The organism is Shewanella schlegeliana (genome assembly GCF_016765635.1).
GTDB lineage: Bacteria > Pseudomonadota > Gammaproteobacteria > Enterobacterales > Shewanellaceae > Shewanella > Shewanella schlegeliana.
In genome coordinates, this window is the sequence record NZ_JAESVD010000017.1 from 47,382 (window position 1) to 63,989 (window position 16,608).

Sequence of the window (16,608 nt, forward strand, 5' to 3'; positions counted from 1 at the left end):
CAATGGAATGGGGAGGAAACTCCTCATTCAGTAATCTTCAATGTCTCAGTCTTTAAAATTCACCGCTCTTCGCCTTAAAAATCGACCTCCTGAGCTTCCAGAGTCACACCAAATGGCACTGCGGTTAGCACCCCCTTAACTCGATCGAGTTTAAAGAACTGTGGCAAGTTAAAATTCTCCCGGGTCAGCTGCGGATCTTCAAATGTATGATAGTGACTCAGTTGATTAACTAATGCATTTACATCTATGCCCTCCTGCACATAATGGTTCAGCTCATTCATCTCATCCAAGATAAACACATCTAGGCCTTGCTTTCTTTGGCGCAAGAAATACTGAATCGCCCCCTTAGCCGCATAGTCTTGGATCACCGCTGGAAGCTTAGAAAAAGGTTCATCACCTAAGGTTGGCCTAGGCAGCTCCAACAGTTTGCGCTGAGATAGCTGTTGATAGAAGGATTTAGCATCACTTAAATTTTCGTAATGCATACCACGGTTATTGAAAAACAGTCCGTAACGTAGCCTTCCAACCTGTAGTGCATAACCTAAGGTCGTTGAACTTTGGGCTTGGCGACTCAGGCGTACCGCCCGATATAATAGATCCTTCACCGTACGCTCAGTCTGTGAACGGAGTTTACTCGAGCAGCTAATCACCTCGACCGAGACCTTGGCACTTGCACGCTTCATTCCAGGAGTGACAAACGACAGCGCATCCAAGATGCTCTTCTCCCCCTCGAAATGATGGCAATGCCACTCCCCCCAACTATTGAGACTAATCACATCGATAGAGTCCACCATATTCTGACGACGTCGCCCAATGGAGAATACATTACTGTTCATATAGTCGACCATGATATCTTGTCCGGCCCACCTCTCTGTTGGATCATTATTAAAATTAAGCAGAAACACTAGCTTGCGAAAATGCCAAGGCTGATACAAAGCCATCTTAGGCACCTTGACCGACTCATTCACAATCAGCCCATCGAGCCGATTCGCCGCGTGAGTCAAATAGATGGATTTACGCTTACTCTGACGCAATTCAAACCAACGGGTTTTATCATCGGCCACTCCATTAAGGCAGGCCCAAACTAGGAGCTTAGCCTTACTCTTAGAGTGAAATACCGAACTGTGTTCGAGAAAATTCCTCGGCTCAGGTGAGCAACGATACAGATAGTAATGCCCATCCTGCTCGCTATAGAGCACCGATAGATACGGCTCTAAAATAGAGCGGCTCCACAGGGAGTTAAGTCGCATAATTTGCTGCGCATCTTCACTAAAGTAGGTATGCAGCTTCCGAGTTAACAGGCCTAACTCTGAAATTCTAAGGCTCTGACTTAGGCGGTGGGTCGAGGCAAACTGTAGCAGGGTCCGATAGCAACCTAACATCAACTCATTGAGCTGTTCGTTAAACCACTGCAATTGTCCACAGTGCCAATTCTCACAGTTATCTAAGGTTTTGAGTAAGCTTTCAGACCAGTTCCAGCTACTAACCAGCTTTTTCATTTTGTAATAACGCCAGTCGACAGCTTGGTCGCTCTGACTTAGCTTTACACCACATTTTAGATAAAAACAGCGGCGAGCAATTTCAAGCCTGCGCCGCTCTCCACGCCCTAACAGATAAGATTCTATCGACTCATAAAGTAGATAATAGGCATCATTATTGGAGGAGAAATCCCCTTCCAAGGTGCGTTGCCAAATTCGCTCACTCACTAGGCGGGTATGGGGGTATTCACTGGCGTAAGCTTCAAGAAGGAGCACCTTCAACAGTGCCTTATGGGGTTTTTCAACTCCCTTATATAGCTGCCAAAGCGAAGCGCCAAAATACTCACTGGCAGGTAGAGCACTTGCATCACCTAAAGATAATAACCTTGAAGAGTTGTCAGCATTGGGCCACCACGCAATAGGCTTGCCCGCTAAACGAAACTGACTACGATAAAACTCCTCTAGTAATAACCAATGCTGAGCACTGCCACTGTGTTCGTGCCCTATGCAGTTATAGGGATCGACTTGATCTGTTTGATCTTTAATAAACTGATCCGGATGCACAAGATAGATATTGACCTCAAAATCAAACTTGGCAAACCACTGGCTCAGTAACACCGCCTTACTTGCTAGTAATTCACATTGATTCTTGCTTAACAAGTCACTGTGAACTAGCCAAACATCGACATCACTCTGGGGATTTTGGCCAAAACTGGCGGTACTACCCATGCTATAAACCCCCTCGATTAAGGGAGTATCGGCAGTGTATGCGGTAGAAAGGTCTATCTCAAGAGTTTCACAGGCGTCTGTTGTATCAGCATCAATATGATAATCCACAACCCCACTAGGTGTGAGCGGGCCGTTATAACCAGGTAGCTTAGGGGCGTGGTAATGCAAGAATACGGGAATAAGCCTAAGAAGATGGCGCTTCAATGGCGATAATAATGCTATCGCTCTGGCATACCTGATAATGTCTAATCGCTCGGCAGCATGCTGAAGCTTATCAAACTCTTCTGACAAATTATTCCACCTTAGAAAGATTAATCACTCCCCCCTAATGTATACGGCAAAGCGAACAGCGGCAAGCTATTGTGATCAAGATCACATTTATTATCTATCTAGAATAGGGTAGACTTCAAAGAATCGGCAGTAGAGCGTTACATCTGTAATCGGGCAGTGTTAGCATTGACGCAAATAAGTTCTAAGATGGAATATAGTGCATGTCTCAAAATCTGATCCGTATCGCAACACGTAAGAGCCCTCTTGCCATGTGGCAAGCCGAATTTGTGAAAGCTGAACTGGAAAAAATCCACGAAGGCCTCACCGTTGAATTGCTACCAATGAGCACTAAAGGTGACATCATCTTAGATACGCCGCTAGCTAAAGTTGGCGGTAAAGGATTGTTTGTTAAAGAACTAGAAGTCGCAATGCTAGAAGGCCAAGCGGATATCGCGGTTCACTCAATGAAAGATGTACCTGTTGAATTCCCTGAAGGTCTAGGTCTTGAAGTAATCTGTGAGCGTGAAGATCCACGTGATGCATTCGTTTCAAATACCTATAAGACAATCGAAGACTTGCCACAAGGTGCAATCGTCGGTACTTCTAGCCTACGTCGTCAGTGCCAAATTCGCGCTGCACGTCCGGATCTTGTTATCAAAGATCTACGTGGTAACGTGGGTACCCGTCTAGCAAAACTAGATGCTGGTAACTATGATGCCATCATTCTTGCTGCTGCGGGTCTTAAGCGTCTAAAGCTTGAAGAAAGAATCGCAAGCTTTATCTCTGCAGAACAATCACTACCAGCAAACGGCCAAGGCGCTGTCGGTATCGAATGTCGTACCGATGATGCTCGCGTTAAAGCACTACTTGCACCACTTGAGCATGCAGAAACCCGTATGCGTGTACTTGCAGAACGTGCTATGAACACCCGTCTTGAAGGTGGTTGTCAGGTACCTATCGGTGCTTATGCTGAAATCGACGGCGACACATTAAACCTTCGCGGTCTAGTGGGTAACCCTGATGGTAGCCAAATCATCACTGGCACAACCTCTGGTAGCACTGCCGATGCCGAGAAGCTAGGCGTTGCACTAGCAGAAGAGCTACTAAGCAAGGGTGCTAAAACCATTCTTGACGCTGTTTACGCGAACGCGTAACACCTAGATGAAAGTCTTACTGACGCGCCCAGAAGGGCGCAATCAGTTGATGGCAGAGGCGTTGACTCAACGCAACGTCTCTTACTTCATCACGCCCCTACTTAACGTTCAGCCCACTTCTAATCTCGATGCTAACCAAATAGATCTCCTGCTCAATAGAGCCGATATTATCATTTTTATTAGCACCAATGCCGTAGCCTTTGCTACCCAAGCAATTGATAACCAATGGCCTACTTCAGCGCAATATTTTGCCGTTGGCGATGCCACATATGCAGCACTAAAACAACTGGGCATCGATGCCCAAAAAGCACCAGAAGATTGCCAACAAACTGAAGGCTTACTGACCCTCCCCTCATTAGCCGATGTAACTGACAAGCAGATTATTATCGTCAGAGGTCAAGGCGGCAGGGAAGATTTAGCCACAGAGCTCATCAATAGAGGTGCCCAGCTCAGCTATTGGGAAGTCTATAAACGGGGTTGCCCAACGCTTGATAGCACAACTCTTTGCCAACAATGGCAAAGCTTTGGTATTAACACTATTATCATTACCAGTGGCGAAATACTCGATAACCTAGTTAAAACAGTACCAAAAGAGCTATTTGCTTGGCTGCAAACTTGTCATATTATAGTCCCTAGCCCCCGAGTATTTGAAAAGGCAAAGGCTTATGGTCTTGTGCATGTCAGCAATGCGACAGCCGCTAACACTAATGCCATGTTAGCTGCGTTATCGTTAAACTAGTTCGCCGCTGACGTAAGTTCATACTCGCTATTACTGCAGCATCATAGCTTTCAAGGACTGTTTAATGGAAACCAAGAACACTGACGCCAGCGCTTCAGAGCCAACAAGTGAGCAAACTGTGGCGGCGCAGCCAGTTACCGACGCTATGCCTGAGTCTCCTACTGATGCTAACAACAGTATTGGCTCTAACGAAAGCGCTAACTCTAAAGAAAGCCCTGAGCAAGCACAGGTAGTTCATAAGCCCGCGCCTTGGGGACTTATCTTTACCCTATTCCTATTACTGCTACTGACTTTTGCTGCTACAGGTGGCGGCTATTACCTCTATCAACAGCTACAAACTCAGCAAGCTGAAACGGCGGCGCTACAGCAAGAGCTCAATCAAAAATTACAAAGCGAATTGGTTGGTCCCAATCAGCGCATCGCTTCGCTTGAGCAGCAACAAAATAAATTTCAATCGAGTGTTGACTCAGCCATGGCGCGAACACTCGATCAGCAAACTCAGCTTGAAGAGCGCGTATCAATTATTGCCCAGCGTAATCCAAACCATTGGCGCGCAGAAGAAGCTAAGTACTTAGTGAGACTTGCTGGACAGAAACTCTGGCTAGAGAAAGATCCAAGCACCGCGACTAGCCTATTGAAAGCGGCAGACGATCGTATTAACTCGATGCGCGATCCCTCTTTAATGCCTTTAAGGAAGGCACTATCGAAAGATATTGCTGCAGTGGCGGCGATTAAGAACACCGATATTTCGGGTACCGTACTCACTTTAGATACAGTCATAGATAATTTAGATAAACTACCTTTGAATCGTGCGGAAACACATTTTTCAGCCGATGAACTCGCCGATACAGAAGTCAGTGACTCACTCGGTGACTGGCAGTCTAACTTAGCTAAGTCTTGGCAGGCATTGATTGATGATTTTGTCATCGTCAGAAAACGCACCACAGATGCTGCACCTCTACTTGAACCCGATCAACAGTGGTACTTAGTCGAGAATACGCGCAATAAACTACTACAGGCTCAACTTGCGCTTTATCGTCAAGACCAGGTGAATTATCGTAACTCCATCAAGCTGGCGAGAAAGTGGATCTATCAATACTTTGATCTTAAAGATCAGCTAACCATAGATACGCTAGCAACGCTAGATGCGTTAGAGACTCTGAAAATCCAAACAACCAGCATTGAGCGCTTTGAAGCGTCTAACCTACTCAATCAATTAGTCACCTACGGCAACTTGATGACAGAGGAGACGCAGTAATGGTTAGAGCTCTGGTCTATCTGATTATTATCTTGCTTGGGCTATGTATTAGTCCATTTCTTGTCGGCAGTAAGGGCTATCTATACCTCGCAATTGGTGACTATCAAGTCGAAACGAGTATCGTATTCGCCATCATTGCACTCATCATCTTCTATAGCTTATTGCAGCTCGTTGAGTTCGTTGTCGTCTGGCTTTTAAATATGCTACTCAGTAGCCGCTACCTTCCAGAAAGATGGCGTAAAAAAGCGGCGCGAAAACACACCCTACTTGGCGCGCTCGCACTGGCAGAGGAAGATTGGCCGGCAGCCGAGAAAGCCATGGCTAAAGGTGCAGAAAAAGGTGAAATCCCGGCTCTAAATCTATTCGCCGCCGCTCGTGCCGCACACCATCAGAACAACACTCAAGCCCGAGACGAGTACCTAGCCAAGGCGCAACTCGAACCGCTGGCCGAAAAAGCGGTACGCACTACACGTACACGTTATCTATTGCAACAGGGTGACTTAGCAGCTGCAAGAGAAGAGTTAGATAAGCTTAACCCAACCAGCAAGAGTAAATTGCCAGTACTCAAATTAGCTATTGAGCTGTACCAAGCTCAGCAAGATTGGCAAGCACTTAAGTTATTGCTACCAATCGTGAGTAAAAAGCATGTTTTAGCCGATGAAGCATTTCAAGCCTTATCGCTTAAAACCAATATGGCACTGTTAACTGAAGCGACTAATGCCAATGAGCAAGAGCTAGAAAAGTGCTGGCATTGGCTAAGCCGAGCAGAGAGAAAACAAGCTGAGTATATTGCGCAATACGCCATTGGCCTAAGCCGCTTTGAGCGTAAAAATGATGCTATAAAAATGCTTCTCAAGCAGGTAAAAACATCACCAACGGCATCGATTTTTGCAGCCTTATCTGAAGTATTAACACCAGCAGATGTCGAAGCGAAAAAGCAACTCTTGGCATTAGAAGCTCAGTATGAGAATAATCTCGACTACCAAATTTGCTTAGCCAAGCTTTATCAAAAAAACCATGATTATCACCAAGCAAAAATCTGGTGGCAAAAAGCTTGCTACCTGAAAGATGATGTATCCAGTTTGCATGCGCTCGCCGATGCCCAAGAGCACTTAGGCGAGCTTAATAGAGCACTACAAACCAGACGCAATGCGGCTAAACTCATTTAGCGCTTATACCTTTTTTAACTAAAAGCCGCCTTTTTGGCGGCCTTTTTTTATTTAACTATGACTACTAAATACACATTCCCCCCTAAGTAACTGATTACAAAAACCATTCAAAGCATCACAGTTAAACTAGCTAAATTCCTTCCTAGATACTTGACTTCTCCCAATTTGACAACAGCTCACAGCCGTTCAAAATTCATACTGCATGTACCTAAAAATAATGACTAACGAAGTACAGCGAATCCTTTATTTAACTCATGGATGAGCAAGTTAGAGCACTTTATGATGGATACCTATATGCTTAAGCAGGATGCCACAATTGTTGAGCTGTCCGGCAATATCAATACCAAAAACAATCAGGGCGAGGAAGTAACGCTCCGCCTTGGAGATACCTTAAAGCAGAATATAACTTTTACTATTTCTGCTGGCACAACATTCACATTGCAATACAGCGATGGCACCACAGCGACTCAAGATGACTTAGTCATCAGCCCTATCGCTACTGACGGAGATCTGCAGCCCAGCGAACCGACAGTGACGGAGATCGATCCTGAAATTGCTGCTTTACAGGAACAGATCCTCAGGGGCGAAGACCCAACTGAGAACCTACCCGATACTGCGGCAGGAGATACGCCCCAGACTGCAAATGAAGGCGGTGGGTACGTTGCCGTTAGCCGAACTGGTGACGAGACCCTTGCCAATGCAGGGCATGACACCGCAGGCTTTGAACAAGTAGCACTCCCTCGGATAGATGAATTACCTGCTTTCTTAACAGAGTTTGCTCTTCCTCGACTTTCTGCACGTGCCGTCACCCTATACGAGAGGCACTTAGAGCAAGGTTCAGAGCCTCAAGCCACACAGCTGTCTCAAGCAGAAAGCGTATCCGTTAATGTGCAAGCAGGGATCCAATCTCTAAGCATTAACGGCATAGCTGTTTTTACTGATGGTGAATTTGTTGGACCCGTATCTATCACGACCCAATATGGTGTCTTAACGATTAGTAGTTATGATTCTATTAATTCAGTATTAACCTACAGCTATACCTTAGTCGCTACGCTCGACCATTCTGATTCAGATACCTTGTCAGAGCTATTCTTGCTGCAACTCACTGACAATCAGGGGGTGCAAACTACAACCTTAGTCACTGCAAACGTCGTTGATGACGCACCAAGTGGCTTAGATGACAGTAATCAAATCAGCCAAAATGACTTAGATGGCGTAGCGGGTAATGTTCTGCTAAACGATACTCTTGGCGCCGATTTGGCTGTAGTAACCCAAATAAGTAATAGCGAAAATAATAGCAGTAATATTGCAGGTAATACGGTCATATCGGGTGTTTATGGCTCACTTACGATTGCTGCCGATGGCAGCTATAGCTACCAATTAAACAACCAACTACCAGAGATACAATCTCTTGCTTTAGGTGAACAATTACTCGAGACATTTAACTATCAGCTGACCGATAGTGATGGCGATTTTGTGTCTCAAACCCTCACTATCACGATTACTGGGGAAAATGATGCCCCAGAAATCACCTCCTCTCTCGAGGATGCTCAAGGTAACGTAATTGAAGCGGGTGTCTTAGTCGGCGGCAACGAAGAAACTGCAGGAGCGGCACAAGCTAGCGGTACACTAACGGCCGATGATGTAGATAATGGCGCCGTACTTACCTGGCAACTTGATAACGACCCTGTGACTCCATACGGTATCTTTACTCTTGATGAGTCTACTGGTGAATGGTCATTCATCTTAGATAATGAGCTTGCCAATAGCTTGGCATATGGCGACCAATTAACTCAGAGCTTTACCGTCACAGTCACCGATGAGTATGGTTTATCGGATACCCAAGTGGTCACCATCACAATTAATGGTACTAACGATATTCCTGAGATCACCTCCTCAGTAGAAGCCGCTATGGGCGATGTGGTTGAGGCTGGCGTACAGCCCAGCGGTAATACGCCTGAGCCGGGCACCTTAGTGGCCTCGGATACCTTAACCGCCGATGATGTGGATAACGGCGCGATCTTAAGCTGGAGTGGTAACGCCGCTGGCAGCTACGGTAACTTTGTTATCGACCCTGATACGGGTACTTGGACTTACACCCTCAATGACAACTTGTTAGTGGATCAACTGGCGCTCGGCGACAGTGAGCAGGAGCAGTTCTTGGTGACCGTCACCGATGAACACGGTGCCTTCAGTACTCAACTTGTCACCATTACCATCACAGGCACCAACGATATTCCTGAGATCACCTCCGCAGCGGAAGCCGCTATGGGCGATGTGGTTGAGGCTGGCGTGCAACCCGGCGGAAATACGCCTGAGCCGGGCACCTTAGTGGCCTCGGATACCTTAACCGCCGATGATGTGGATAACGGCGCAGCCTTAAGCTGGAGTGGTAACGCCGCTGGCAGCTACGGTAACTTTGTTATCGACCCTGATACGGGCACCTGGACCTATACCCTCAATGACAACTTGTTAGTGGATCAACTGGCGCTCGGCGACAGTGAGCAGGAGCAGTTCTTGGTGACCGTCACCGATGAACATGGTGCCTACAGCACTCAACTCGTCACCATTACCATCACAGGTACCAACGATATACCTGAGATCACCTCCGCAGCGGAAGCCGCCATGGGCGATGTGGTTGAGGCTGGTGTGCAGCCCGGCGGAAATACGCCAGAGCCGGGCACCTTAGTGGCCTCAGATACCTTAACCGCCGATGATGTTGATAACGGCGCAGCCTTAAGCTGGAGTGGTAACGCCTTTGGCAGCTACGGTAACTTTGTTATCGCCCCTGATACGGGGACCTGGACCTATACCCTTAATGACAATGAATTAGTGGATCAACTGGCGCTGGGTGATGTGAAGCAGGAGCAGTTCTTGGTGACCGTTACCGATGAACACGGTGCCTTCAGTACTCAACTTGTCACCATTACCATCACAGGTACCAACGATATACCTGAGATCACTTCCTCTGCAGAAGCCGCAACAGGCGATGTGGTTGAGGCTGGCGTGCAACCCGGCGGAAATACGCCTGAGCCGGGCACCTTAGTGGCCTCAGATACCTTAACCGCCGATGATGTGGATAACGGCGCAGCCTTAAGCTGGAGTGGTAACGCCGCTGGCAGCTACGGTAACTTTGTTATCGACCCTGATACGGGCACCTGGACCTATACCCTTAATGACAATGTATTAGTGGATCAACTGGCGCTGGGTGATGTGAAGCAGGAGCAGTTCTTGGTGACCGTCACCGATGAACACGGTGCCTACAGCACTCAACTCGTCACCATTACCATCACTGGTACCAACGATATACCTGAGATCACCTCTGCAGCCGAAGCCGCGACAGGCGATGTGGTTGAGGCTGGTGTGCAACCCGGCGGTAATACGCCTGAGCCGGGCACCTTAGTGGCCTCTGATACCTTAACCGCCGATGATGTCGATAACGGCGCAGCCTTAAGCTGGAGTGGTAACGCCTTTGGCAGCTACGGTAACTTTGTTATCGACCCTGATACAGGTACCTGGACTTACACCCTCAATGACAACTTGTTAGTGGATCAACTAGCACTCGGCGACAGTGAGCAGGAGCAGTTCTTGGTGACCGTCACCGATGAACACGGTGCCTACAGCACTCAACTCGTCACCATTACCATCACTGGTACCAACGATATTCCTGAGATCACCTCCTCTGCAGAAGCCGCAACAGGCGATGTGGTTGAGGCTGGCGTACAGCCCAGCGGTAATACGCCTGAGCCGGGCACCTTAGTGGCCTCAGATACCTTAACCGCCGATGATGTGGATAACGGCGCGATCTTAAGCTGGAGTGGTAACGCCGCTGGCAGCTACGGTAACTTTGTTATCGACCCTGATACGGGTACTTGGACTTACACCCTCAATGACAACTTGTTAGTGGATCAACTGGCGCTCGGCGACAGTGAGCAGGAGCAGTTCTTGGTGACCGTCACCGATGAACACGGTGCCTTCAGTACTCAACTTGTCACCATTACCATCACAGGTACCAACGATATACCTGAGATCACTTCCTCTGCAGAAGCCGCAACAGGCGATGTGGTTGAGGCTGGCGTGCAACCCGGCGGTAATACGCCTGAGCCGGGCACCTTAGTGGCCTCAGATACCTTAACCGCCGATGATGTGGATAATGGTGCACTCTTAAGCTGGAGTGGTAACGCCGCTGGCAGCTACGGTAACTTTGTTATCGACCCTGATACGGGCAGCTGGACCTATACCCTTAATGACAATGTATTAGTGGATCAACTGGCGCAGGGTGATGTGAAGCAGGAGCAGTTCTTGGTGACCGTCACCGATGAACACGGTGCCTTCAGTACTCAACTTGTGACCATTACCATCACAGGTACCAACGATATACCTGAGATCACCTCCGCAGCCGAAGCGGCGATGGGCGATGTGGTTGAGGCTGGTGTGCAGCCCGGCGGAAATACGCCAGAGCCGGGCACCTTAGTGGCCTCAGATACCTTAACCGCCGATGATGTTGATAACGGCGCAGCCTTAAGCTGGAGTGGTAACGCCTTTGGCAGCTACGGTAACTTTGTTATCGACCCTGATACGGGTACTTGGACTTACACCCTCAATGACAACCTGCTGGTTGATCAACTGGCACTCGGCGATGTGAAGCAGGAGCAGTTCTTGGTGACCGTCACCGATGAACACGGTGCCTTCAGTACTCAACTTGTGACCATTACCATCACAGGTACCAACGATATACCTGAGATCACCTCTGCAGCCGAAGCCGCAACAGGCGATGTGGTTGAGGCTGGTGTGCAGCCCGGCGGAAATACGCCAGAGCCGGGCACCTTAGTGGCCTCGGATACCTTAACCGCCGATGATGTTGATAACGGCGCAGCCTTAAGCTGGAGTGGTAACGCCTTTGGCAGCTACGGTAACTTTGTTATCGACCCTGATACAGGTACCTGGACCTATACCCTCAATGACAACCTGCTGGTTGATCAACTAGCACTCGGCGATGTGAAGCAGGAGCAGTTCTTGGTGACCGTCACCGATGAACACGGTGCCTACAGCACTCAAATTGTCACCATTACCATCACAGGCACTAACGATATGCCTGAGATCACCTCCGCAGCGGAAGCCGCCATGGGCGATGTGGTTGAGGCTGGCGTGCAACCCGGCGGAAATACGCCTGAGCCGGGCACCTTAGTGGCCTCAGATACCTTAACCGCCGATGATGTGGATAACGGCGCAGCCTTAAGCTGGAGTGGTAACGCCTTTGGCACCTACGGTAACTTTGTTATCGACCCTGATACAGGTACCTGGACTTACACCCTCAATGACAACCTGCTGGTTGATCAACTGGCGCTGGGTGATGTGAAGCAGGAGCAGTTCTTGGTGACCGTCACCGATGAACACGGTGCCTACAGCACTCAACTTGTGACCATTACCATCACAGGCACTAACGATATGCCTGAGATCACCTCCGCAGCCGAAGCCGCGACAGGCGATGTGGTTGAGGCTGGCGTACAGCCCGGCGGTAATACGCCAGAGCCGGGCACCTTAGTGGCCTCAGATACCTTAACCGCCGATGATGTTGATAACGGCGCAGCCTTAAGCTGGAGTGGTAACGCCTTTGGCACCTACGGTAACTTTGTTATCGACCCTGATACAGGTACCTGGACTTACACCCTCAATGACAACCTGCTGGTTGATCAACTAGCACTCGGCGATGTGAAGCAGGAGCAGTTCTTGGTGACCGTCACCGATGAACACGGTGCCTACAGCACTCAACTCGTCACCATTACCATCACTGGTACCAACGATATTCCGGTACTCACGGTCGATACATCAGGAGAAGTAACCGAAGACCTAGATGTCGTTAACCAACTAATCAGCGATACTGGCGTTCTCAGCTTTAGTGATGTCGATACAGACGACACTGCTTCGGTAAGCTCTAATTACAATGGAGACATAAGTTGGAGTGGTGGCGATTTAAGCTTGATACTAACTCAAGAGCAAATAGATCAAATTATAAATGGCTTTTCAGCAGATCAAGATAGTTGGGATTTCAGTGTCACAAATGATCTAATCCAGTTCCTTGGAATATCCGAGTCAATCAGCCTTAGCTTTGATGTTACAGTTACGGATGCCAATGGAGCTTTTGATACTGAGAAAGTCACTATTACAATTAATGGTGTCAACGATGCTATCGAAGGAGAGTTTGCCAAAGAAATATGGGTTCCAGCCTCACTCAATGAGATCACAGATCCATATTTAAGCGGTTATCCGTTATTAATTGCGATGCCAACAGATATTGATGCAAATGACACCGTCACTGTATCTAACTTAGAAATGACTCTGTTAACACAAGGGCTAGACCCAGATGTTGAACTGGGAAGTGTTTACTATATGGCTGATGGAGATAACACTCTTACCTTAATCGACTTTAATGCCCCTCCAATACTCAGCGCAACCGAAATAGAAACCTTAGTATATGTTCCAGGGGATAATGGCGAAGTTGATTATCAAATGGACTTAGCCTTCACCTTCCAAGTTAACTCTGGTACTGATTCTATTGATGGTGAATTTATTATCCACTCGGTACCAGCTAATGGTCTAGCAGCTCAAACGGTACAAATTGGCGATGGCTCAAGTCCACTAAACTCAGGTAATGATCAGGATGCTGATTTAGTGATAACAGAGTTGTTCGCCAACGCTCTCAACTCAGACCCTGCTAGCGGTTCATTACTACTGTTTACAGACTTCCAGCAGACTCCAGTAAATATTCCCGTCCCCATTAACGAACGAGATAGTAATACCAACGCTGGTGCAGCCCGAGAGATGGAAGTCTCTGCAAGGCTAACGATTGGCAGTGCCATCTTTGAGGTTATTCCTGAAAACGATGGTGACGGAATTATCACTTGGTCCTATGACGCTGACTCAGGACTAATGAAAGCTGAAATAGACTATTCAGCGATCTTTCTTCTCGACGGCAATGGCGATCCAACCACGACCTCTTTAGCTGATTACATTATTGCTAACCCTGTCGCCGCCAATGACCTATGGCGAATAACCTATCTAGATAACAATGGAGGTAATTTCCAAGCTAGATTTGTCGAAGCCATCTTTACACATGAGCAAATAGCCGATGACTCCATTACTATCGTCGGCACTGACAACATCAATAATCTAATCTTTGGTAGTACCAATAACGACTTATTAACTGGCGCAAACCTAGATGACCGTATTTTCGGGCGCGAAGATAACGACATATTAAGAGGTTTAGCGGGTAATGATGAGCTCGTTGGCGGTTCGGGTAATGACAGCCTCTTTGGTGGTGAAGGCAATGACTTTGTCATCGGAGGAAGCGGAGACGACACTCTTGATGGTGGAGTTGGTAGAGATTACTTGTCTGGTGGACAAGGCAATGACACTTTAAATGGTGGTGAATTAAATGGAATAGACGACGGCGAAAGAGACTTCTTTGTTTGGGAAGCAGACACTGCTGATAACAGTACAGATACCGTATATAACTTCAATCATAATATTGATGTTTTAGACCTATCAGATCTTCTTGTAAATGAAGAAAATGGAGATCTAGAAGACTTCCTCTCTTTCAGCTTCAGTGGAGGTAGTACCACAATTACTATCGATGCTGATGGCCTTGGAGTTGGTTCTGATGGCGTAATGATAATCCTCGATGGTGTTGATCTCTCGGCCATTTATGGCTCTGCCGATGCTAGCATTATTATCGCAGAGCTCATCACCGATGAAGCATTGATTGTCGATCCAAACACGACCCCATTTATTCCACCTTACGAACAAACTGATGACGGCTTTAATCTACCGTAATAATCAGTCAAAAGTGCTAATACATCAACTCATTAGCACACACTTAAGAAAAGGCTACTATATCTAGTGGCCTTTTCCATATTTACCCCTACGTGCCAACTAGCCCCTCTCAAACATTTAACATAAAGTCAAAAAATAAAGCGTCAATTATTTGACCAGGCACCCTCACTTATATAACATTAATCGATTCCGGGTTACTTTAATTTCGCATTTGCAACACTTTTGTTTTTGCAGGGAGCAGGGCAATGAAATCGATAATCACATCACAAGCAGGTCACATCCAAAATTTAAATGGCGCCGTTACTGCTAATATTAACGGTAGTGTGAAACAGCTTAGCGAAGGTGAGTCAGTTCCTGCTGGAACAAATATATCTGTTGCAGAAGATAGCTATGTTGAGATTTTATTAGATGATGGTAGCTCCCTATCATCAGAACAATTAAGTGATACGCCTTCCTCAAATTCGAGTAGTACTGTCCTCTCCCCAGAAGAGGAGGCTCTAAGTGAAATAGAAGAAATTCAAGCATTAATCGCTTCAGGTGAAGATCCAACACAAGGCCCCGATACTGCTGCAGGTAATCAAGCAGGTAATCAAGGTGGCTCAAGTCATGTATCTATTGATCGTGGTGGCGCTGAAACCATTGCTAATGCTGGTTTTGATACCTCAGGACAAACATTCAGCCAAGTAGAAGGCTCAAGTGACACTCTAAATTCTGAAGAAATTGATACTTTTGATAGCCCAACAAATACCATCAATGACACCAACACTATCAATGAAGATGGTATCGCTACGGGGAATGTTTTAAGTAATGACTCAGACTCTGATAACGTGCTCTCAGTTGTTAGCTTTGAAGTCGGCGGCGAGATCTATACGGCGGGCACTACAGTCGAACTCGAAGGTGGCTCCCTAGTCATCAATGAAGATGGCTCTTACACCTTCACCCCCAATGACAACTGGAACGGCACGGTTCCTGTTATCACTTACACCACCAACACGGGCTCAACGGCCACGCTGACACTTGAAGTCTCGCCAGTTGATGATCCAAGCATCTTAGCTAACGACAGCAATACTATTGCTGAAGACACTGTGGCCACGGGTAACGTGCTGGATAACGACTCAGATATCGACAATGATCTGTCTGTTGTTAGCTTTGAGGTCAATGGTGAGACCTATACGGCGGGCACAACAGTCGAACTCGAAGGTGGCTCCCTAGTCATCAATGAAGATGGCTCTTACACCTTCACCCCAAATGACAACTGGAACGGCACGGTGCCGGTGATCACTTACACCACCAACACAGGCTCAACTGCCACGCTGACACTTGAAGTCTCGCCAGTTGATGATCCAAGCATCTTAGCTAACGACAGCAATACTATTGCTGAAGACACTGTGGCCACGGGTAACGTGCTGGATAACGACTCAGATATCGACAATGATCTGTCTGTTGTTAGTTTTGAAGTCAATGGCGAGACCTATACGGCGGGCACAACAGTCGAACTCGAAGGTGGCTCCCTAGTCATCAATGAAGATGGCTCTTACACCTTCACCCCAAATGACAACTGGAACGGCACGGTTCCTGTTATCACCTACACCACCAACACTGGCGAAAGTGCAACACTCACTATTGAGGTGACTCCTGTCGATGACGCGCCGACCATCGATGTCGTCGCCAATGACTTTGTAGAGAACAGTGCCAGCGACGGTGACGTTGCAGCCACCTACACCACCCACGATGAAGATGGCGATACGCTCACGGTCGACTTCACGTCGGGCACCAATGACAACGGCTACTACGCCATCGTCAATGGCCAAGTGGTCTTGACTCAAGCCGGTGCAGACTTCGTCAATAATGGCGGCACCTTACCCGCAGTCGATCTCACCGTCTCTGACGGTAGCCTTACAGGCCAAGACAGTGATACGCCTGCCATCACCCCAACCAATGACGCGCCGACCATCGATGTCGTCGCCAATGACTTTGT

The 16,608-nt window shown here is 47.5% G+C and carries 7 protein-coding genes; 6 read left to right on the forward strand and 1 reads right to left on the reverse strand.

The window, feature by feature from the left end; translation table 11 throughout:
- Nucleotides 1-74: 74 nt before the first annotated feature.
- Nucleotides 75-2,498, reverse strand: coding sequence for a class I adenylate cyclase (locus JMA39_RS20610; protein ID WP_202723772.1), 2,424 nt, complete (start codon nt 2,496-2,498; stop codon nt 75-77).
- 200 nt (nt 2,499-2,698) lie between these two features.
- Between JMA39_RS20610 and hemC the strand changes: the two genes are divergently transcribed.
- From hemC to JMA39_RS20640, 6 genes are all read left to right on the forward strand, one after another.
- Nucleotides 2,699-3,631, forward strand: coding sequence for a hydroxymethylbilane synthase (hemC, locus tag JMA39_RS20615; RefSeq protein WP_202723773.1), 933 nt, complete (start codon nt 2,699-2,701; stop codon nt 3,629-3,631).
- Between the two features lie 7 nt (nt 3,632-3,638).
- Nucleotides 3,639-4,370 carry a uroporphyrinogen-III synthase gene (locus JMA39_RS20620; RefSeq protein ID WP_202723774.1) on the forward strand — a complete coding sequence of 244 codons (732 nt, stop codon included), beginning with the start codon at nt 3,639-3,641 and terminating at the stop codon, nt 4,368-4,370.
- 64 nt (nt 4,371-4,434) lie between these two features.
- Entirely contained in the window at nt 4,435-5,628 is a 1,194-nt protein-coding gene (locus tag JMA39_RS20625) for a uroporphyrinogen-III C-methyltransferase (RefSeq protein WP_202723775.1), read from the forward strand.
- Nucleotides 5,628-6,797, forward strand: a complete 1,170-nt coding sequence (locus tag JMA39_RS20630) for a heme biosynthesis HemY N-terminal domain-containing protein (protein ID WP_202723776.1) — start codon at nt 5,628-5,630, stop codon at nt 6,795-6,797. The genes JMA39_RS20625 and JMA39_RS20630 overlap by 1 nt, the downstream gene beginning before the upstream one ends.
- Nucleotides 6,798-7,076: 279 nt before the next feature.
- On the forward strand, nt 7,077-14,630 hold the full coding sequence (locus JMA39_RS20635; protein ID WP_202723777.1) for a retention module-containing protein: 7,554 nt from the start codon (nt 7,077-7,079) through the stop codon (nt 14,628-14,630).
- A 245-nt stretch (nt 14,631-14,875) separates the two neighbouring features.
- On the forward strand, nt 14,876-16,608 hold a 1,733-nt coding region (locus JMA39_RS20640; RefSeq protein ID WP_202723778.1), incomplete at its 3' end, for a retention module-containing protein.

Coding starts and splice junctions, on each gene's coding strand:
- JMA39_RS20630 (WP_202723776.1), top strand. CDS start 5,628: ATGGTTAGAGCTCTGGTCTATCTGATTATTATCTTGCTTGGGCTATGT.
- JMA39_RS20625 (WP_202723775.1), top strand. CDS start 4,435: ATGGAAACCAAGAACACTGACGCCAGCGCTTCAGAGCCAACAAGTGAG.
- JMA39_RS20635 (WP_202723777.1), top strand. CDS start 7,077: ATGATGGATACCTATATGCTTAAGCAGGATGCCACAATTGTTGAGCTG.
- JMA39_RS20620 (WP_202723774.1), top strand. CDS start 3,639: ATGAAAGTCTTACTGACGCGCCCAGAAGGGCGCAATCAGTTGATGGCA.
- hemC (WP_202723773.1), top strand. CDS start 2,699: ATGTCTCAAAATCTGATCCGTATCGCAACACGTAAGAGCCCTCTTGCC.